We start from the raw sequence: 20,361 nt of genomic DNA on the forward strand, positions 1-20,361 counted from the left end.
ATCGCGTTTACCGTCGGAAGTCGGAAAATGCAGCATTCGCCTATGCTATTTCAGCGCCTTAGCGGCAATATCCGTACGGTTGTGCATGCCGTCGAAGTGAATGACCGATACGGCTTCGTACGCGCGCGCGCGCGCTTCCGCGATATCGCGGCCGCGGCCGACGATGCCGAGCACGCGTCCGCCGTTCGTTACGACGGCGCCGTCTTTCATCGACGTGCCGGCGTGGAAGATCAGCGCGCCTTGCGCTTTGGCGGCTTCAAGTCCCGTAATCGGCAGTCCTTTCGGATACGGTGCCGGATAACCTTCCGATGCGGCGATCACGCAAACCGCAGCCTCGTCGCTCCATTCGATGTCGAGCTGCTCCAGGCGGCCGTTCATCGAAGCGAGGATGATGTCGAGCAGGTCGGTCTTCAGACGCGGCAGCACGACCTGCGTTTCCGGGTCGCCCATGCGCGCGTTGAACTCGATCGTCTTGACGCCGTTCTTCGTCATCATCAGCCCTGCGAACAACACGCCGCGGAATGGACGGCCTTCGCTGACCATGGCCTTGGCTGTCGGTTTGATGATGTTCTCGATTGCGTCCTCGACGAGCGCAGGATCGATATGCGGCAACGGGGAATACGTGCCCATGCCGCCCGTGTTCGGGCCTTTATCGTTGTCGTACACCGGCTTATGATCCTGTGCAGGCACCATCGCGCGAACGGTTGCCCCGTCGACGAAGGCAAGAATGGACATCTCTTGGCCTTCCAGGAATTCTTCGATGACGACGCTTCCGCCGGATTCGCCGAACACTTTGCCGACCATCATGCCGTGCAGCGCTTCTTCCGCTTCTTGAATGGAATAAGCGACCGTCACGCCTTTGCCCGCAGCCAGTCCGTCCGCCTTCACGACGATCGGGGCCTGCTGCTGCTGCAGATACGCGAGCGCGGATTCATAGTCGGTGAAGGTTTCGTATTTCGCCGTCGGAATGTTGTACTTCTTCAGCAGGTTCTTCATGAAGATCTTGCTGCCTTCGATCTCGGCTGCGTTCTTGCGCGGGCCGTAAACCGGGATGTTGCGCTCTTCGAACGCATCCACGATGCCGTCCGCAAGCGGATCGTCGGGACCGACCACGACGAGATCCACTTCATTGTCGCACGCGAACTGAATCAGATCGCTGAACCGGTTAACCGGAATCGGCACGCATTCCGCCAGTTCGGCGATGCCTGCGTTGCCCGGCGCGCAGAAGATTTTGCTAACCTTCTCGCTCTTGTCGAGCGCCCAGACGATAGCGTGCTCGCGCCCGCCGCCGCCGATAACAAGAATACGCATCACTTATGCGCCTCCTTCGGCAGGACGGTTCACGACCGTCAGCGTCGTCTCGCCGTCGCTGATGCGGATCGTCTTGACGAGCAAGGAGATTTTGTTGTCCGCGTCGAGCAGGTTCCAATAGAAGTCTGCCGTTGCCTGCGCATCGTCGAACAGCGGCGCCACTTGCGGCTCGCCGGCGAACGAAGGAAGCGGATTGCCGTCGCCCACGTACGTGGAGATGAAGTGGCCGAAGCCCGCAATCGCCTGCTCGTAATGGAAGTATTGGCGTTTCGTCTGCGACTCGTCGTTCTCGTTCGACTTCAGAATCGACAGCTTGTACGCGTTCTGCGCATCGTTCAAATCAACGATACCCGAGATGCGCGGCGTGAAGTTCGGCGGATCCGGCTCGTACGTGCGCGTTCCGAGCGCCTGCTCGAACGAACCGCCGGATTTGATCGAATCCCAGATCGTATCGGTCTGATCGCCGTTCGTCACGATATGCGCGCCGCCCTCATGGCGAAGCGGATAATAAATGATGAGCGATGGATCGGTCAGCTTCGCAGGATCGCGCGCTTCCGTGCGCAGGAAGCCGTTCGCCTCCGGAATGAACACGCGGTTGCGGCTGTTCTCGCTCCGTCCCATGATCCAGTACACTTGCACGTAGCGCGTCGCATCCGGCGTCAAGCCGATTACGATACCGCGCCCCGGATAGCTGTTCTCTTGCAAACGCTGCACGGTCGCATCCGCCAGCGCTTGCCATTTCGTCGTTGTATTCGTGGACATCCTCGTCGCCTCCTTCGAAACCATTATCAGTGATGGAACAGGCGTACGCCCGAGTATACCATGGCCATGCCGTAATCGTTCGCCGCTTGCACGACTTCTTCGTCGCGCATCGAGCTGCCCGCCTGGATGACGTATTTCACGCCGCTGCGGCTGGCGCGGTCAAGATTGTCGCGGAACGGCAGGAACGCGTCGGAGCCGTAAGAAACGCCCTTCAGACCGTTCAGCCATTCGCGCTTCTGTTCGCGCGTCAAGCGAGCGGGAACTTCATCGAAGCAGAGCTCCCATGCCGCTTGCTCGAACGGCGTCACTTCGTCTTCCAGCCACAGGTCGATCGCGTTGTTCTGCTCCGCGCGCGACGTGCCTTCGCGGAACTTCATGTTCAACGCGGCCGGGTGCTGACGGAGATACCAGCGGTCTGCTTTGTCGCCGGCAAGGCGCGTGCAATGAATGCGCGATTGTTGACCTGCGCCAATACCGATCGTCTGGCCGTCAAGCGTGTAGCAGATCGAGTTCGATTGCGTATATTTCAGCGTAACGAGCGCTACGAGCATGTCGCGTTTCGCGTTGGCCGGCAGCTCTTTGTTAGCCGTTACGACCTTGTCGAATACCGAAGCGTCAGGCACGGCGTTGTTGCGCTCTTGCTGCAGCTTCATGCCGAACAGCGTGCGCGTCTCGACCGGCTCAGGCACGTAGTTCGGATCGATTTGCAGGATCAGGTACTTGCCGCCCTTCTTCTGCTTGAGGATGTCGAGCGCTTCCGGCGTATAGCCCGGCGCTACGACAAGGTCGGACACTTCGCGCTTCAGCAGCTGCGCCGTCGAGGCGTCGACAATGTCGCTGAGCGCGGCAGCGTCGCCGAACGAAGACATGCGGTCTGCGCCGCGAGCGCGCGCGTAAGCAGTCGCTAGCTCCGACAATTCCATGCCGTCAACGAAGTAAGCCTTCGCCAGTTCTTCCGAAAGCGGCGCGTACACGGCCACTCCGGCCGGACTTACGTGTTTGAACGAAGCCGCGGCCGGCAGGCCGGTCGCTTGGCGCAGCTCGCGTACAAGCTGGTAAGCATTCAAGGCGTCGAGCAGATTAATGAAGCCGGGATCTCCGTTCACGACGGTCAGCGGCAGCGCCTGGCCGTCCGCGGAGTAGATCTTAGCATCGTTCTGATGAGGGTTCATACCGTATCTCAAGGCAATCTCTTTGATATCGCTCATAGTTTCGTTCTTCGTCCTTTCTCGTATCCCGTCTTCGCACGGCTGCTTATTCGCCGCTTCGTACCGTTACTTTGCGTCCGTCCAGCGTCACATGTCCTTCGGCAATGCGGCGGACCGCCAGCGGAAGCAGTTCATGCTCCAGCGCATGAATCCGCTCGCCTAGTGTATCCTCCGTATCATCGTCCAAGATCTCGAGCGACCGCTGCATGATAATAGGTCCCGTGTCCATGCCGCCGTCCACGAAGTGGACCGTCACCCCCGTCAGCTTCACGCCGTATTCCAGCGCCTGACGGATGCCCCGCACCCCTGGAAAAGCAGGCAGCAGCGCCGGATGCACGTTGATGATGCGCCCGTAATAAGGCTTCACAAGCACGTCGGTAATGAGCCGCATGTACCCGGCAAGCACGATCAGGTCGATGCCTTCCCGTTCCAGAAGGCTGACAATCTCTTCTTCGCAAGCTTCGCGTGAAGCATACGACTTCGGATCGAAAAGAAATGCGGGCACGCGCAGCTTCTCGGCGCGCTGCACGACTTTCGCCGCCGGCTTGTCGCAGACAAGCAGCGCGATCTCCGCGGGGAACGCCCCGCCTTGGACCGCTTCGGCAAGCGCCTGAAAATTGCTCCCGCTGCCGGAGGCGAATACGGCGATGCGCAGCGGGTTCCCGGCTTTCATTACACGTCCGCTCCCGTAAAGGTAACGATGCGGCTGCCTTCCGTCACTTTGCCGATGATGTATGCATCTTCGCCAAGCTCTTTCGCCGCGCGAAGCGCTTCTTCCGCTTGGTCCGCGCCAACGACGACGACCATGCCTACGCCCATGTTGAACGTCGTGAACATGTCGCGGTTCGTGATTTGACCTTTGTCCTGCATCAGCTTGAATACAGGCTGGATCGGCCAAGAACCGTATGCGATTTCCACGTTTACGCCTTCAGGAAGCACCCGCGGGATATTTTCGATAAAACCGCCGCCCGTGATATGCGCCATGCCTTTGACCGTCACGCGGTTGATCAGTTCCAGCACGGATTTCACGTAGATGCGGGTCGGTTCGATAATGACTTCGCCAAGCGTCTTGCCTTCGAGTTCAGGCAGCTTGTCGTCCAGCTTGTAGCCGGAGTTGTCCACGAGGAGACGACGCACGAGGGAATAGCCGTTGCTGTGGATGCCGCTCGATGCGAGACCGAGAACAACGTCGCCCGGCTGGATCGTCTTGCCGTCGATGATTTTCTTCTTATCCACGATGCCGACCGTGAAGCCTGCGATATCGTATTCGTCGCCTTGGTACATGCCGGGCATTTCGGCCGTTTCGCCGCCGATCAGGGCGCAGCCGGACTGCACGCAGCCTTCGGCGATGCCTTTCACGATCGCTTCGATCTTCGCGGGCTCGACTTTGCCGCAAGCCAGGTAGTCCAGGAAGAACAATGGCTCAGCGCCTTGCACGATGATATCGTTCACGCACATAGCGACCGCGTCGATGCCGATCGTATCATGCTTGTCCATCGCAAAAGCAACCTTCAGTTTCGTGCCTACGCCGTCCGTACCCGAAACAAGCACAGGCTCCTCGTACTTATCCTTGTTCAATCCGAACAAGCCGCCGAAACCGCCGAGGTCCGTCAACACTTCAGGACGGAACGTTTTCTTCACGTGCTTCTTCATCCGTTCGACCGCTTCGTTGCCCGCCGCGATGTCGACGCCGGCTTGTTTATACGCTTCTGCCACTCCTGGTCAGCTCCTTTAATCTTTTTCTGCGGGACGCAATCCCGTCTCGTTAACCTATTATGCGAAAGCGCGTTGTTAAAACGCGAAAGCTACGTTGCTCTAAAAAATGGTCGAGCGCGCCGAGGCCGGAGGCCGATGTGAGTCGGAGAAACGAAGTGGTCGCCTTTGTAGATGGAATTCAACCTAACAGGTTGAAATTCAAGAATCCCATCTACAACAGCGATCGGAGACCACATCGGCCGGAGGCCGCTTATTGCGCCAAATTAAGCGCTAGCTAGCAGCTGCAGCTCTTCTCCGAAGTCGGGTCCACCGGTGTAGGATAATCGTTATCGAAGCAAGCGAGACACATGCCCCGGTTGAACTCGCCATCGTTACCCCCAACCGCTTCGATAAACCCGTCATGGCTCAGGAAGTACAACGAATCCGCGTTGATCGCCTGGCGGATTTCTTCCACGCTCTTCTGCGACGCGATCAGTTCCTTGCGGTCCGGCGTATCGATGCCGTAGTAGCAAGGATTCTTGAACGGCGGAGACGTGATGCACACATGCACTTCCGTCGCGCCCGCCTCGCGAAGCAGGTTAACGATGCGCAGGGACGTCGTGCCGCGGACGATGGAATCGTCGATCATGACGACGCGCTTGCCTTCAACCACTTTGCGAACGGCGGAGAGCTTCATCTTGACGCCCTTCTCGCGCAGTTCCTGGGATGGCTGGATGAACGTCCGGCCCGTATATTTGTTCTTGATCAGCCCGAGCTCGTACGGAATGCCGGTCTGCTCGGCATAACCGATCGCCGCGGAAATGCTGGAATCCGGCACGCCGGTTACGATATCCGCATCGATGAAAGCTTCCAGCGCCAGCTTCTGCCCCATCCGTTTACGCGCGGAGTGCAGGTTGATGCCGTTGATGTCGCTGTCGGGACGGGCAAAATAGATGTATTCCATCGCGCAGGTCGCGCGGCGTTCCAGACGCTCGAAGCGGTCGACGCGCATTCCGTCCTTGTCGAGAATGAGCAGCTCGCCCGGTTGAACGTCGCGCTCATAGACAGCTCCGACGGTTTCCAGCGCGCAGGTCTCCGATGCAAACACATAACCGTCGCCCATGCGGCCCATAACGAGCGGACGCAGGCCATGCGGATCGGAAGCGACCAGCATCTTGTCGTTCGTCATGATGAGGAAGGCGAAACCGCCGATAATGCGCTGCAGCGCGTCTTTCGCCGCGCTGACAAAGTCCTTGCTGGAACGCGCAATGAGATGCGCGATAACTTCCGTGTCGCTCGATGTCTGGAAGATGGAGCCTTGGTGTTCCAGTTCCTTGCGGATGGACGGCGCATTCACGATGTTGCCGTTCGTCGCTACGCCGAGGTCGCCGTCGCGGTATTTGAAGATGAGCGGCTGGGCGTTCGCCAGCTTGCTCTCGCCTGCCGTCGAATACCGGACATGCCCGATGACGCGGTCGCCGGGCAAGCCTTCGAGCGCAGCTTCGTCGAATACCTCTTTGACAAGCCCCATGTTGCGATGATACGAGAACTTGCCCGTAGTGGACTCCACCGTCGCCATTCCGGCGCTCTCTTCGCCCCGGTGCTGCAGCGCATGAAGGCCGTAGTAGCCGAGCGAGCAAGCGTTCGGCACGTTAAACGCGCCGAACACCCCGCACTCCTCACGCAATTTATCGAATATATCGTCACGGCCGATGCCTTCGTTATAATGATCGCCAGTCCACAGCTTTGGCAGCTGTTTTATTTCATCAGACATGGAATCGCATCCTTCCAGACCTTCTCCAGTTGTTCAACCGTTGCGTTAACGCCCGGTTTGCCATTGATGTTAATCGTCAGTCCGTTGCTGCGTACGACGCCGATCGTTGCATTCGGCACGCCTTGTTCCGTCAGGTATTGCGTCAGTTTCGCTGCTTGGTCCGCTTTCGCCGAAAGCAGGATACGGGATTGGGATTCGCTGAACAGCGCAGCATCCGCGCGCAGGTCAGTGACAACGTTCACTTCCGCGCCGAGCTTGCCGCTGATCGCGGATTCCGCGACCGCCACGGCCAGGCCGCCTTCGGAAAGGTCATGCGCCGATGCGACGAGACCTTGCTTGATCGCGCCCAGCACGCCTTGCTGCAATTTTTTCTCGACCGCGAGGTCGATTTGCGGCGGACGTCCTTCGCTCTTGCCGTGAAGGACGTACTGCAATTCGCTGCCGCCCAGCTCATGCTTCGTTTCGCCGGCAAGGATGATGACGTCGCCTTCGGCTTTGAAGCCTTGCGTCGTAATATGGTCGACGTCTTGCACGAGACCGACCATGCCGATAACCGGCGTCGGGTAGATCGCGCCTTTGGCATTCTCGTTGTACAAGCTGACGTTGCCGCCGATAACCGGCGTATCGAGCACGCGGCAAGCTTCCGAGATGCCGTCCGCGGCTTTCTCGATTTGCCAGAACACTTCCGGCTTCTCCGGACTGCCGAAGTTCAGGTTGTCCGTGATTGCCAGCGGCTCGGCGCCGGAGCAGACGATGTTGCGCGCCGCTTCCGCTACCGCGATTTGACCGCCGACTTCAGGATCGAGGTAAACGTAACGCCCGTTGCAGTCCGTCGTCATGGCAAGCGCTTTGCGCGTGCCGCGAATCGTTACGACTGCCGCATCGGAACCCGGTTGCACGGCCGTGCTCGTACGAACCATGTAATCGTATTGGTTGTAGACCCACTCTTTGCTCGCCACGGTCGGCGATGCCAGCACTTTCTGGAGCGCGTCCGTCAGGTCCGTTACTTCCGGATAAGCCGCTGTATCGATAGCCGCGTTCGCCGCGTAGTAAGCAGGCTCCTTCGACGGTTTGTCGTACATCGGGCACTCGTCGACGAGCGCCGTTACCGGCATGTTCGCCACTTCTTCGCCTTGGTGGAACAAGCGGAGACGGCCGTCGTCCGTTACTTTGCCGACCTTCACGCAGATGATGCCCCAACGGTCGAAAATCTCTTGCGCTTGCGCTTCATGCTGCGGTTCAACGACGAAGAGCATGCGCTCTTGCGACTCCGACAGCATCATTTCGTAAGGCGTCATGCCTTCTTCGCGCTGCGGCACCTCGTCGAGGTAAAGCTCCAGGCCGTTGCCGGCTTTGGATGCCATTTCCGCGCTGGAGCAAGTCAGACCCGCCGCGCCCATATCTTGAATCCCGACTACGATGCCGGAATCGATCAATTCCAATGTAGCTTCCATAACCAGCTTCTCCATGAACGGATCGCCGACTTGGACCGCCGTACGCTTCTCTTCGGACTCTTCGGAGAGCTCGACGGATGCGAACGTTGCGCCGTGGATGCCGTCGCGGCCCGTTGCAGGACCGACGTAGAATACGGGATTGCCTACGCCTTTAGCGACGCCGCGCTGGATTTTATCGTGGTCGATGAGACCGACGCACATGGCGTTGACGAGCGGATTGCCTTCGTAGCTCTCGTCGAACATGACTTCGCCCGCTACTGTCGGGATGCCGATGCAGTTACCATAACCAGCGATACCGCCGACGACGTGCTCGAACAAGTATTTCACGCGCGCATTTTCCAGGTTGCCGAAACGCAAGCTGTTCAGCAATGCGACCGGACGCGCGCCCATGGAGAAGATATCACGGATAATGCCGCCGACGCCCGTTGCCGCGCCTTGGTACGGCTCGACCGCGGATGGATGGTTATGCGATTCGATCTTGAATACGACCGCTTGGTTGTCCCCGATATCCACGATACCCGCGCCTTCGCCTGGTCCCATAAGAACTTTCGGGCCGGTGATCGGGAACTTCTTCAGGATTTTCTTGGAATTCTTGTAGGAGCAGTGCTCCGACCACATTACGCTGAATACGCCGATCTCGGTATAATTCGGCTTACGGCCGAGGAATCCGCAAATGAGCTCATATTCATGATCCGTTACGCCAAACTGCGTGTAAATGCGCTGTTCCGCGATTTGTTCCGCCGTTGGCTCCTTAGCCGTTAACTGCTGCGCCATGCTGTTCCCTCCATGCGTTCAAAATCGATGTAAACATCCGTTTGCCGTCTTCCGAGCCGAGCAGCTGATCCACTGCGCGCTCCGGATGCGGCATCATGCCGACTACGTTGCCGCGTACATTGCTGATACCGGCGATATTTTCAACCGATCCGTTCGGGTTCGTGTCGCCCGCGTAACGGAATACGATTTGATTGTTTGCTTTGAGCTGCGCGAGCGTCTCGTCGTCGCAGTAGTAGTTGCCCTCGCCGTGCGCGATCGGAATGTCGATGATCTCGCCTGCGCTGTATTGGCTCGTGAATGCCGTGTTGTTGTTCGCCACTTCAAGCAGCGTCTGCTGGCAAATGAACTTCATGCCGCTGTTGCGGCGAAGCGCGCCCGGCAGCAAGCCTGCTTCCGTCAGGATTTGGAACCCGTTGCAGATTCCGAGGACGAACTTGCCGGCTTCCGCCGCTTTCACCACTTCGTTCATGACCGGAGCAAAACGGGCGATGGCGCCGCAGCGCAGGTAGTCGCCGTACGAGAATCCGCCCGGCACGAGAATCGCGTCATACGCGGAAAGATCCGTCGCCGTGTGCCAAACGTAGTCAACCTCTTGGCCGATCGTGTCTTCGACGGCTTTGTAGCAGTCGATATCACAGTTGGAGCCTGGAAATACGATTACTGCGAACTTCATCGATTACCCCTCCAATTCAAAGCGGAAATCTTCAACGACCGTGTTCGCGAGCAGCTTCTCGCACATTGCTGTCAAACGCGCTTCCGCTTCCGCGCGGTCGGACGTATCCAAGTTCAGCTCCAGGTATTTGCCGATGCGGACTTTGCCGACTTCCTCGAAGCCCATGGTGTGCAGGGCGCCTTGCACGGCGCTGCCTTGCGGGTCGAGCACGTTTTCTTTGATCGTTACGTAGACTTTAGCCTTCATTAGGGGGGTCGCCTCCTGAAATTTTAAAATTAAAATGGGATCGTTACGCAAAACGTGGATTTATCGGCCTCCGTCGCTGTTGAACTTCCGGAAACTCGAACAATTAACCTGCGGTTGTTTCCGGCGTTCAAAGGCGATCGCTTGCGCTCTCCGGCTCGAGAAACCACTCTTTTGCTGCACCCATTTTCAAAAACAAACATTTGCAGGATGCTCTTGGGGGAGCATCCTGCGCGCTACGCGGGCGTTTCGCCGCGTTGCGACGGTTTTGCTTCGCTCGCGGGCTTGTGCCGCGCTGCGGCGCCTTGCGAGTTGCGCCGGCGAATTGTTCGCCGGACGCGGATGCTTGTTTATGTGATGCGGGACATCTGTGCTTGTCCCGCGTGTTGTTAGTTGAGCGGTTTGCCCGTTAGCGCTTCGTAGATCGCCAGGTAGCGGTTCGTTGTTTCTTGGACGACTGCTTCCGGCAGCGGAGCCGGTTTGCTGTTCTGGTCCCAATCGGAGCCGAGCAGGTACGTGCGGACCGGTTCTTTGTCCATGCTGTCGATTTCGATGTCGTACGCATAGTTGGCTTTGGCCCAGAAACGGGAAGAGTCCGGGGTGAAGATTTCATCGATCAGAATGACTTTGCCGTCGATGAGGCCGAATTCGAATTTGCAGTCCGCCAGGATGATGCCGCGCTCTTCGCAGAACGCGCGGGCGAATTCGTAGAGGCGAATGCTCTTGTCGCGCAGTTCATCGGCGAGCTCGGCGCCCACCATTTCTTGCATGCGCGCGAACGGGATGTCTTCGTCATGGCCGACGTCGTTCTTGGCCGCAGGCGTGAAGAGAGGTTCCGCGAAACGTTCGTTCTTCCGAAGGCCGGCCGGCAGTTCGATGCCGTTGATGGCCGATGTTTTCACATATTGTCTCCAACCGCCGCCCGTGATATAGCCGCGCACGACGCATTCGATATCGATGCGCTCCGCTTTCTTCGTGACCATGATGCGGTTCTTCAGCAGTTCGGGCTCCGTAACGAGATCGCCCAGCTTGTTAACGTCCGTGTGAACAACGTGATTCGCCATCATATCGGCCGTTTGCTCGAACCAGAAAGCCGACAACCGGTTCAGCACGTTGCCTTTCTCAGGTACGGCCGGGTCAAGCACGTAATCGAATGCGCTGATGCGGTCCGTAACGACGATCAGGAAATGCTCGCCCAGATCGTAAAGCTCGCGCACCTTGCCTTTATAAATCAGCGGCGCCTTAATATAATCCGCAGCCGTGGACAATGCTTGTGTCATCCTTTATCTCCCCCTGCCGTTAGGCTTAGTTTATTTATAATGACGTTAGACGGAGCAGGCGGAATCAGTCCGGAGAAACGAAGTGGTCGCCTTTGTACTCGGAATTACACCTCTGAGAGGTTAATTCATAAAATTCCGAGTACAACAGCGATCGGAGGACGATTCCGCATGCGGAGTCTGTCTTTTAAATCAACTCAAGCCGTTTAAAAATAGTATCCACGTGTTTCAAATGCCATGCCGGATTGAAACAATCGGCAATCTCGTCCGCGGACAATTGGCTCGTGATTTCCGGCGTCGACTCGATGATGTCGCGGAATTGGCGCTGTTCTTCCCATGCCTGCATCGCCCGCGGCTGTACCGTATCGTACGCCTGCTCGCGGCTGAAGCCTTTGTCGATCAGCTTCGTCATGACGCGGCCGGAGAACGGTACGCCGAACGTGCGCTGCATGTTGCGTTTCATGTTCTCCGGGAACACTTGCAAATTCTTCAAAATGTTGCCCAAACGGTTCAGCATATAGTTCAGCAGCATCGTCGCATCCGGCAGGATCACGCGTTCAGCCGACGAGTGGCTGATATCGCGTTCGTGCCACAGCGTTACGTTCTCGTAAGCCGTCAGCATATGGCCGCGGATGACGCGGGACAGGCCGGAAATGTTCTCGCAGCCGATCGGGTTGCGCTTATGCGGCATTGCGGACGAGCCCTTCTGGCCCTTCGCGAACGGCTCTTCCACCTCGCGGAATTCGCTCTTCTGCAGGGCGCGGATCTCCGTCGCGAACTTATCGAGCGACGTCGCAACCAGTGCCAGCGTCGCCATGTATTCCGCATGACGGTCGCGCTGCAGCGTTTGCGTCGAGATCGGAGCAGGCGTGATGCCGAGCTTGCGGCAAGTGAACTCTTCGACGAACGGATCGATGTTCGCGTACGTGCCGACCGCGCCGGAGATTTTGCCGAATTGGACGCCGTTCGCCGCATGGCGGAAACGCTCCAGGTTCCGTTTCATTTCTTCGTACCACAGCGCGAGCTTCAAGCCGAACGTCGTCGGCTCGGCATGCACGCCGTGCGTACGGCCCATCATGGCCGTATCTTTATAGACAACCGCTTGACCGCGGAGGATTTCGATGAAGTTCTCGATGTCTTTCTCGAGAATCTCGTTGGCTTGCAGCAGCAGGTAGCCCATTGCCGTGTCGACGACGTCCGTGGACGTCAGGCCGTAATGGACCCATTTGCGCTCAGGGCCGACCGTTTCGGATACCGCGCGCGTGAACGCGATAACGTCATGGCGGGTTTCCAGCTCGATTTCGTTAATGCGGTCGATGTCGAACGTCGCTTTCTCCCGAAGGGCCGCTACGTCCTCGCGAGGGATGACGCCGAGTTCAACCCAAGCCTCGCATGCGCAAAGCTCAACCTCGAGCCATGCTTTGAATTTGTTCTCCTCGGTCCAAATCGCTCTCATTTCCGGTCTGCTGTAACGTTGTAACATCTATTAAACCCTCCAAATGTTGGTTTCGGAAACCCATTCCAGCGCTTGCTCCACGCTGTCTGCGAGCACGTTGACATGCCCCATTTTCCGTTTATGTTTGGCTTCATGTTTCCCATATAAGTGAATTTTAGGCGCGACGCCCAAACGTTCCGCCGATTCATCCTGTCTTGCCATCCGTCCCAATAACGGTTCCACGTGCTCGCCGAGCACGTTCACCATGACGACCGGCGTCAGCAGCGCCGTGTCCCCGAGCGGCAGTCCGCATACGGCGCGCACATGCTGCTCGAACTGCGAAGTGCGGCAAGCTTCCATCGTATAGTGGCCGCTGTTATGCGGACGCGGCGCAAGCTCGTTGACGAACAGCTCGCCGTCCTCCGTCAAGAACAGCTCCACCGCGATCAGCCCGACCGCGCCAAGCCCTTCCGCGATCCGCGCCGCAAGCCGCTCGGCTTCCCGCTGAAGCTCTTCGTCGATGCGGGCAGGCACGATGGACAGATGCAAAATGTTGTCGACATGAATGTTCTCCGCTGCCGGAAAGGTCCGAATCTCGCCTTGCGGGCTGCGTGCCGCGATAACGGACAGTTCCTTCTGGAACCGGATGAACTGCTCCACCACAAGCTCCGTGCCCGCGCGCTTCAGCGTCTCGAACGCCTCGTCGATTTCGCTCTCGCTGCGAATGACCCATTGGCCTTTGCCGTCGTAGCCGCCCATCGCCGTCTTCAGCACGCACGGCAGGCCGAACCGGCCGACCGCCTCGCGAAGCTCGTCCGCGCTGCGAACCTCCGCGTACGGCGCTACCTTCACGCCTGCCGCTTCGATCGCCCGCTTCTCCCGCAGCCGATGCTGCGTCGTATAGAGAAGCTCGCTGCCCTGCGGAACGTACGATTGCTCCATCAGCATGGCGGCTACCCCTGCGTCGACGTTCTCGAATTCATACGTAATGACATCCGCGCGCGCCGCCAATTCCTTGGCCGCATCGCGGTTGTCGTAAGCCGCGACGATTTGCTGCGCGACTTGGCCGCACGGCGCATCCGGCGTCGGATCAAGCGCTACGAACCGGTACCCCATCGCGCTGCCCGCGTTCGCCATCATCCGTCCCAGCTGTCCGCCGCCCAGAATGCCGATCGTCGAACCCGGCAATATCACTTTCATCTCGCTGCCGGCCGCCTTGCTCATAGCGTCTCACTGCTTTCCAGCACTTCCTGCTGAATCCGGTCGCGCCGTGCTTGCACGCGCGATTGAACCGCAGGATCGAATGCGCCGATGATCTGGCCTGCGAGCAGCCCTGCATTCGTACCGCCCGCATTGCCGATCGCGACGGTCGCGACCGGAATGCCGCCCGGCATTTGCACGATGGACAACAGCGAATCCAGACCGTTCAAATTCGAAGATTTAACCGGAACGCCAATAACCGGCAGAATCGTTTTGGCTGCGACCATGCCGGGCAAATGTGCAGCTCCGCCTGCACCCGCGATAATGACTTTCAGTCCGCGCTCTGCGGCGGTTTCCGCGTATTGGAACATCAGATCCGGCGTGCGGTGCGCGGAAACGACTTTCTTCTCGTACGGAATTTGCAGCTCATCCAGCACATCACAGGCCAGTTTCATCGTATCCCAATCTGACTTGCTGCCCATGATAACGCCCACTTGTACCGACATTTGCTAATGACCACCTTTTCGTTTAGGAAGGATCTCGAATCCGTAAAAAAAGTCCCTCAGCACGTATTCCAATTCAGGAATGCTTCGGGACTTCAAAAGACTTGCGGCGAAGCGGCTTCACGCTTTGTCCACCATGCTACAGATGGTATACAAGAACGGTAAAGACAACATCAGGCTGCCCCTTCTTGGCGGCAACCTGGATCTTCGCGGCATCGTCTCGTAGTCCGAAAATTAAAGGTTTTCGGGTAGATACTCTCGGGCCCATTCCCAAGGATATACGAGATAAGTTTCGACAAAATCTTTTCTTATTAGCTACTTCTAGTTTATCAATCCTCACCTGGAATGTCAACGTGAAAACACGAACATTCGATTTGAATTATCTGTAATAGTTCGTATTTTGACACTAATTCATCGCATTTGCTTTTCTTAAACGGAGATGAGGCGATGGTTTTGTCAGAAAACTCAACCAACTTCTTATTGACTATCGAGTCAATAAGGACTATAAATAAGTTGACTGAGTAGTCAACGCTTCTCTTTCACCTCATAAAAAGGAGGCTGACGCCTTGAAGCCAATCGTCGATATCGCAGGGCTGACCAAGTCTTACGGCAAGAGCCGCGGCATCACAGATCTTACGTTCTCCATCGAAGAAGGCGAAGTGTTCGGGTTCATCGGACCGAACGGCGCGGGCAAGAGCACGACGATACGGACGCTGCTGAACATTATTTTCCCGACCTCCGGCAGCGCGGCGATCTTCGGCAAGGACGTCGTCGCGCATTCTCGGGAGATCCGGCAGCAGATCGGTTATCTGCCCTCGGAGGTCTTCTACTACGATGACATGAAGGTCATGGACCTCATTCGCTTCTCGGCTGCCTTCCACCGTTACCGGAACGAGCAGCGGATCGCCGAGCTCGCCGCCCGGCTCGATCTCGACCTGAACCGCAAAATCGAAGACCTTTCCTTCGGCAATCGCAAGAAGGTCGGCATCGTTCAAGCGCTGCTCCATGAACCGAGGCTGCTCATTCTCGACGAACCGACGGGCGGACTCGATCCGTTGATGCAGAACACGTTCTTCGAGCTGCTCAAGGAAGAGCGCGCCAAAGGAACGACGATCTTCTTCTCCTCTCACATTCTGAGCGAGGTGCAGCGGTTGTGCGACCGGGTGGCGATCATCAAGGACGGCGCCCTGATCAAAGTCGAATCCGTGGAAACCCTGCTTCGCAACAACTTGCGTCATATTACGCTCACCTCCAAGCAGCCCGAAACCATCGATCTGTCCGGTATCGCCGGCATCGTGAAACGGGAAATCGCAGGTACGCATCTGAAGCTGCTGTATGACGGCGATATGCGATCCTTCGTGCAGGGCGTGGCCGAATGCGCCTTCCAAGATATTTTGATCGAAGAGCCTTCGCTTGATGAAATTTTCTTGCATTATTACACGAAATAATAATCGCGGAGGTGACAGCCATGCTGTTCAGAAGAGAGTTCAAACGCAATTTGCGGAGCCTGATCATATGGAGCCTCATTATGGCAGGCATTATTTTGCTGTATTTAAGCATCTTCCCCTCCATGGCCAAGGAACAGGCGAACATGGACAGTCTCACGAACGCGGTTCCGGAAGGCATGCAGAAAGCGTTCGGCATGGACCGTCTCAGCCTTGGCACCTTGCTCGGATTCTACGGCATCGAGATCCATCTCATGACGACGCTGCTCGGAAGCATCTACGCGGCGCTGCTGGCCTCCGGCATCATCGCCAAGGAGCAGAACGAGAAGACGGCCGAGTTTCTGCTGTCGCTGCCTCTCGCCCGTCAAACGATTATTTTGCATAAAGGGGCGGCCGTCGCCTCGAACGTCTTGCTGTTCAACCTTGTCATCGTCGCGGCATCGCTTGTCGGATTTCAATTCTCCTCGGGGCAGGACATTTCCTATCGGGCGTTCTTCCTGCTCGAACTGGCGGTGCTGCTGATGCACCTGACGTTCGCCGCCATCGCGTTCTTGTTCTCGGCACTCGCGCGCAGAACGCGTTCGATCGTCTCGATCTCGCTCGGACTCGTGTTCGTCATGTACTTCCTCAGCGTCGTCGCAGGCATCTCCGAACGGTTCTCTTGGCTGAAATACGCGAGTCCGTTCAAGTACGCCGATTCCGCGCAAATCCTGACGGAACACAGCCTTGATCCGATCTATCCCGTCATCATGGCCGTCGTCATCGCCGGTTGCTTCCTGTCCGCGTATTGGTATTATAGTAAAAAAGATATCGTGGTATAGGGGTCGCGTCCGATGAACGCCGTCCAAGGCATAATGCCAAACAGGGCTGGATCGGACGGATTCTTAGCCGTTAGCGAGGTGACCGTCCATGAATTCCGTATTCGCGAAAGTTCCTGAAGTCAAGCAGGAGCTCATCATGACCATATGCATCGAGGAGTTCGCCAAGAACGGGTACGACAATGCCTCGACGGACATTATTACTTCCCGCGCGGGTATTTCCAAAGGGATCCTGTTCCACTACTTCAAAAGCAAGAAGAACCTCTATCTCGCCGTCGTCAAGCATTGCACGAGACTGTTGATCGACCGGACGATGGAAGAGGTGGACCGCATTCAAGCCGTCGATTTCTTCGACCGTCTCAAGGCGATCATTCTCGCCAAGCAGCAGATCACCCTGCGGCATTCGCAAGAAGCCGAGCTGGTGCAGCGAGCCATGATCCATCCGCCGAAAGCGCTCAAGGAGGAACTGGACGCGTTCTTCTCAGAACATCAGACGAAGTATACGGATCCCTTCATGCTGAATGACCTGTTCAAAACCGACCTGCTGGCATCCGGCCCTCTCCGCGAAGGCGTAACGCCGGAGAAGGTGTTCCATATGGTGATGATGGTCCTGTCCCAGTATTCCGCCAAATACCTGCAGCTGTACCGCACCGGCGATTATACGCATGAAGCGCTGCAGGCGATGCTGATCGAAGAGAGCGATGACTTCATCGACATGGTGAAGTATGGAGTGTATCGGAAGTAGGGCCAAGTCGCATCAGGCGCCCTGCGGCCGGTAAGGATAAGGGTTTTCGTCACAAAAAAAAAAGCACAGCGCCGGTCCGCGCTGTGCTTATTTCTATCTCTCTATTTAGCCCTGGCTGCCAATCCAAGCGTAGCGCACGACGATAAGAACCGCGAGCACCCACATGAGCCAGTGGACTTTATATTTGCTTTTGCCGGACAGGTTGCCGACCGTCGCCAGGACGACGTACGAAACGATACCCGCAGATACGCCGTTCGCAATGTTGTACGTGAACGGCATCAAGGCGATCGTCAAGAACGACGGAATCGCGAACACCATGTCTTGGAAGTCGATTTCCTTGATGGATTGAACCATCAGAACGCCGACGATGATCAGCGCCGCAGCCGTTGCGGAACCCGGGATGAGCGAGATGAGCGGCCATAGGAACAAGGAAGCCAGGAACGCTACGCCTGTCGTCACCGCCGTCAAGCCCGTGCGTCCGCCCTGAGCGATACCCGCGGAGCTCTCGACGAACGTCGTAACCGTGCTCGTGCCGAGCATCGCGCCGCCGCTGACGCCGACCGCGTCGACGAACATCGCTTTGCCGACGAGCTTACGGCCTTTGACCGGGTCTTTCATCGCGCCGGCACGGGTAGCCGTACCGACGAGCGTGCCGAACGTATCGAACAATTCAACGAACGTGAACGTCGCGATGATGGAGATCAAACCGGTATGCCACACGCCTTTGAAGTCGAAATCCCACCAGCTCAGTTCGTTGAAGTTCGGGGACCATCTTTGGCCATCCAACGTTTTGCTGACGTCGACGTCGCCCGTGCAGATCGCGATGATCGTGACGCCGATGATGCCCCACAGAATCGCGCCGGGAACGCGCAGCACCATCATGACCGCGATCAGCAGCACGCCGATCAGCGTCAGGTAGACGCTGGAGTTTTCCAGGCTGCCCATGTGGAAGACGGATTCGAAACTCAGAATATCCGTGAATTGGCCTTTCGGAATGTCCGTTACCGTGTTCTCAATGCCAACCGCCAGGATACCGCTGTTCTTCAATCCGATGATCGTAATGAACAAGCCGATACCGACCGTGATGGCATGCTTCAAGCTGTCCGGAACGGCAACGATCAGCATTTGACGGACTTGGGTAACCGTCAGGATCATGAAAATAATACCGGAGATGAAGACGGCCGTCAGTGCCATCTCCGGCGAAATCGGCGAGTTCGTCGCTTTCGAAGCCAATACCGTCGAAGCGAAGTACGCGTTCAAGCCCATGCCTGGCGCAAGCGCCGCCGGGAAATTAGCGAACAGTCCCATCGCAATCGTGAAGATACCGCCCGCGAGCGCCGTAGCCAGAAACACAGAGTACATATTCAGTCCCGCGCCGCCAAGCACGCCGGGATTGACGGCGAGAATGTATGCCATTGTCATGAATGTCGTCAGCCCCGCCATGATTTCCGTTCTTACATTTGTTCCGTGTTCCTTCAAACGAAAGAAACCGCCCATTTTTCTAATAACCTCCCAGAAAATTGTTCAGAACAAACAAAGAACCTAGAAAACGACGCCGAGGAGTTCGGCAGCATTCTCTAGGTTCTACGCAAAAACAAGTATGACCGCGCGAATGGACCGTTCGCGCGCGTTCATCTTGCTTTTCGTAGACAGGCCATTTACGGTGACCTCGTAGAGACTCTCAAGCCGATTCTTGAGATTATACGAAAAGACATGCAATTTTGTTTGTAATTGAGTCTGTGAACATTTTAGCGAGATTATTCAAAACCTGTCAATGGAAATCGATTGAAATTCACGGTTTGATCGTGTTCGTAATTTGCGCTTTGGCCTTTAAATCCGCCAGCCATGCCGAGGAAAGACCGGAAACCTTGTCGCGAACGAGCTTGGCACGGATTTCGGCCTCCTTATCTTCAAACTTCGCCGCCTTGGCCGCCTTGTGGTCGGTTACTTTGATGATGTGATAACCGAACTCCGTCTTGACCGGACCGCCAAGCACGCCCACCTTAAGTGAGAACGCCGCTTTCTCGAACTCAGGGATCATGACGCCTTTGCCGAAGTAACCGAGATCGCCGCCCGCGTCCTTGCTGCCCGCGTCGATTGATTTCTCCTTCGCCAGCTTGGCGAAATCCGCGCCGGCCTTCAGCTGCTTCATAATGGCGTCCGCCTCCGCTTGCGTCGCCACCAGAATATGCGATGCCCTTACCTGCTCCGGCTGATCGTACTCGGCCCGGTTCGCATCAAAATATTGTTTCACTTGTTCGTCGGTAACTTTCGCGCGCGGCTCCAGGATCCTGCGGATTTGAAGCTGCATCGGCGTCTGCCTCCTTAAATCCTCGAGCGTCATGCCGTTCTGCACCAGCGCGGCTTGAAAGTCCGCTTCTGACGGGAATTGCTTGATGATTAGCGCAATTTCCGCATCCACGTCTTGCTCGCTGATGACGATTCCTTGTTTCTTCGCTTCCTGATTAATCAGTTCTGCTTGAATCAGGTTGTCCATCGTTTGCGCGCCGCCCAGAGCAACCATCGCATCGTACAGCTGGTTCTTCGTAATCGGCACGCCATTCACCGAACCGACCGCCTCGTTGCCGCTGTCGCCTGCAGGATATTGGACGGGCTTGCTGGTAATCGTGACCGCACTCGAAGCGGCATTGTAATTGACAGTCGCACCGAGCATCTCGGCGGCGGCGCGAAGAGGAACATAGGTCGTCCCCTTCATGGATACCGGTTCCACGGCCGACTTCTGACCGTTCACGAACAAGGTCATTTTCGTCGCCGCGTACGCTCCCGCGCCCGCCGCGAGCGTCAACCCCGCTGCGACCAGCGCCGTTAGTCCCAATTTACGCAATAGATGATTGCCCTTGCTTTTACTCACCCTATGAACCCCCCGTTGGAATCTCCTGACAACTTTTTAACGAATTGCCTAATAGGATTCTAGCTCATCCCATTGGATACATAAACCATTTTGTTAGCCATTCTCCTCCGTTAACTCGCACTCTAGGGCAGCCGGCGATTTAATACATAATTACGAGGAAGTTTTGATTTGG

The 20,361-nt window shown here is 57.0% G+C and carries 18 protein-coding genes and 2 riboswitches; of the genes, 3 read left to right on the forward strand and 15 right to left on the reverse strand.

What is annotated here, in order from left to right; genetic code table 11:
• Positions 1 to 45: 45 nt before the first annotated feature.
• The 13 genes from purD to purE all read right to left on the reverse strand — a co-directional run bounded on the left by purD (position 46) and on the right by purE (position 14,312).
• On the reverse strand, positions 46 to 1,311 hold the full coding sequence (gene purD / locus GZH47_RS11945; protein ID WP_162640288.1) for a phosphoribosylamine--glycine ligase: 1,266 nt from the start codon (positions 1,309 to 1,311) through the stop codon (positions 46 to 48).
• Positions 1,312 to 1,314: 3 nt separating this feature from the next.
• The gene (locus tag GZH47_RS11950) at positions 1,315 to 2,073 is read right to left on the reverse strand and encodes an IMP cyclohydrolase (RefSeq protein ID WP_162640289.1); all 759 of its coding nucleotides are present in this window, start codon (positions 2,071 to 2,073) and stop codon (positions 1,315 to 1,317) included.
• Between the two features lie 26 nt (positions 2,074 to 2,099).
• Positions 2,100 to 3,281, reverse strand: a complete 1,182-nt coding sequence (locus tag GZH47_RS11955; protein WP_162640290.1) for a phosphoribosylaminoimidazolecarboxamide formyltransferase — start codon at positions 3,279 to 3,281, stop codon at positions 2,100 to 2,102.
• A 46-nt stretch (positions 3,282 to 3,327) separates the two neighbouring features.
• Positions 3,328 to 3,954 (reverse strand): phosphoribosylglycinamide formyltransferase, encoded by a 627-nt coding sequence (gene purN, locus GZH47_RS11960; RefSeq protein WP_162640291.1) that lies wholly within the window; start codon positions 3,952 to 3,954, stop codon positions 3,328 to 3,330.
• A complete protein-coding gene (gene purM, locus GZH47_RS11965) occupies positions 3,954 to 4,997 on the reverse strand; it encodes a phosphoribosylformylglycinamidine cyclo-ligase (protein ID WP_162640292.1) in 1,044 nt (347 codons plus the stop codon). The genes purN and purM overlap by 1 nt, the downstream gene beginning before the upstream one ends.
• Before the next feature lie 274 nt (positions 4,998 to 5,271).
• Positions 5,272 to 6,750, reverse strand: coding sequence for an amidophosphoribosyltransferase (gene purF / locus GZH47_RS11970; RefSeq protein WP_162640293.1), 1,479 nt, complete (start codon positions 6,748 to 6,750; stop codon positions 5,272 to 5,274).
• Entirely contained in the window at positions 6,735 to 8,978 is a 2,244-nt protein-coding gene (gene purL, locus GZH47_RS11975) for a phosphoribosylformylglycinamidine synthase subunit PurL (RefSeq protein ID WP_162640294.1), read from the reverse strand. Before purL ends, purF begins: the two co-directional genes overlap by 16 nt.
• Complete coding sequence (gene purQ / locus GZH47_RS11980) at positions 8,956 to 9,651, reverse strand: phosphoribosylformylglycinamidine synthase subunit PurQ (RefSeq protein ID WP_162640295.1); 696 nt, start codon at positions 9,649 to 9,651, stop codon at positions 8,956 to 8,958. Before purQ ends, purL begins: the two co-directional genes overlap by 23 nt.
• Positions 9,652 to 9,654: 3 nt before the next feature.
• Positions 9,655 to 9,897: a phosphoribosylformylglycinamidine synthase subunit PurS gene (purS, locus tag GZH47_RS11985; protein WP_162640296.1), complete on the reverse strand. Its 243-nt coding sequence runs from the start codon at positions 9,895 to 9,897 to the stop codon at positions 9,655 to 9,657.
• 386 nt (positions 9,898 to 10,283) lie between these two features.
• Positions 10,284 to 11,174, reverse strand: a complete 891-nt coding sequence (locus GZH47_RS11990; RefSeq protein ID WP_162640297.1) for a phosphoribosylaminoimidazolesuccinocarboxamide synthase — start codon at positions 11,172 to 11,174, stop codon at positions 10,284 to 10,286.
• Between the two features lie 184 nt (positions 11,175 to 11,358).
• On the reverse strand, positions 11,359 to 12,654 hold the full coding sequence (gene purB, locus GZH47_RS11995) for an adenylosuccinate lyase (RefSeq protein ID WP_162640298.1): 1,296 nt from the start codon (positions 12,652 to 12,654) through the stop codon (positions 11,359 to 11,361).
• Between the two features lie 3 nt (positions 12,655 to 12,657).
• The gene (gene purK / locus GZH47_RS12000; protein ID WP_162640299.1) at positions 12,658 to 13,830 is read right to left on the reverse strand and encodes a 5-(carboxyamino)imidazole ribonucleotide synthase; all 1,173 of its coding nucleotides are present in this window, start codon (positions 13,828 to 13,830) and stop codon (positions 12,658 to 12,660) included.
• On the reverse strand, positions 13,827 to 14,312 hold the full coding sequence (gene purE / locus GZH47_RS12005; RefSeq protein WP_162640300.1) for a 5-(carboxyamino)imidazole ribonucleotide mutase: 486 nt from the start codon (positions 14,310 to 14,312) through the stop codon (positions 13,827 to 13,829). Before purE ends, purK begins: the two co-directional genes overlap by 4 nt.
• A gap of 200 nt (positions 14,313 to 14,512) precedes the next feature.
• A riboswitch (purine riboswitch) is annotated at positions 14,513 to 14,613 on the reverse strand.
• 262 nt (positions 14,614 to 14,875) lie between these two features.
• Between purE and GZH47_RS12010 the strand changes: the two genes are divergently transcribed.
• The 3 genes from GZH47_RS12010 (at position 14,876) to GZH47_RS12020 (ending at position 17,317) form a co-directional block, all read left to right on the forward strand.
• Positions 14,876 to 15,757, forward strand: a complete 882-nt coding sequence (locus GZH47_RS12010; protein WP_162640301.1) for an ABC transporter ATP-binding protein — start codon at positions 14,876 to 14,878, stop codon at positions 15,755 to 15,757.
• 20 nt (positions 15,758 to 15,777) lie between these two features.
• Entirely contained in the window at positions 15,778 to 16,575 is a 798-nt protein-coding gene (locus GZH47_RS12015; protein ID WP_162640302.1) for an ABC transporter permease subunit, read from the forward strand.
• 88 nt (positions 16,576 to 16,663) lie between these two features.
• A complete protein-coding gene (locus GZH47_RS12020) occupies positions 16,664 to 17,317 on the forward strand; it encodes a TetR/AcrR family transcriptional regulator (RefSeq protein ID WP_162640303.1) in 654 nt (217 codons plus the stop codon).
• Between the two features lie 105 nt (positions 17,318 to 17,422).
• On the opposite strand, the gene GZH47_RS12025 is transcribed toward GZH47_RS12020, so the two are convergent.
• Together GZH47_RS12025 and GZH47_RS12030 are read right to left on the reverse strand one after the other, a co-directional pair.
• Positions 17,423 to 18,814, reverse strand: a complete 1,392-nt coding sequence (locus tag GZH47_RS12025) for an NCS2 family permease (RefSeq protein WP_162640304.1) — start codon at positions 18,812 to 18,814, stop codon at positions 17,423 to 17,425.
• Between the two features lie 129 nt (positions 18,815 to 18,943).
• Positions 18,944 to 19,044: riboswitch (purine riboswitch) on the reverse strand.
• Positions 19,045 to 19,109: 65 nt separating this feature from the next.
• The gene (locus tag GZH47_RS12030; RefSeq protein ID WP_162640305.1) at positions 19,110 to 20,189 is read right to left on the reverse strand and encodes a peptidylprolyl isomerase; all 1,080 of its coding nucleotides are present in this window, start codon (positions 20,187 to 20,189) and stop codon (positions 19,110 to 19,112) included.
• Positions 20,190 to 20,361 lie beyond the last annotated feature (172 nt).

It is taken from the genome of Paenibacillus rhizovicinus (assembly GCF_010365285.1).
Classification (GTDB): domain Bacteria; phylum Bacillota; class Bacilli; order Paenibacillales; family Paenibacillaceae; genus Paenibacillus_Z; species Paenibacillus_Z rhizovicinus.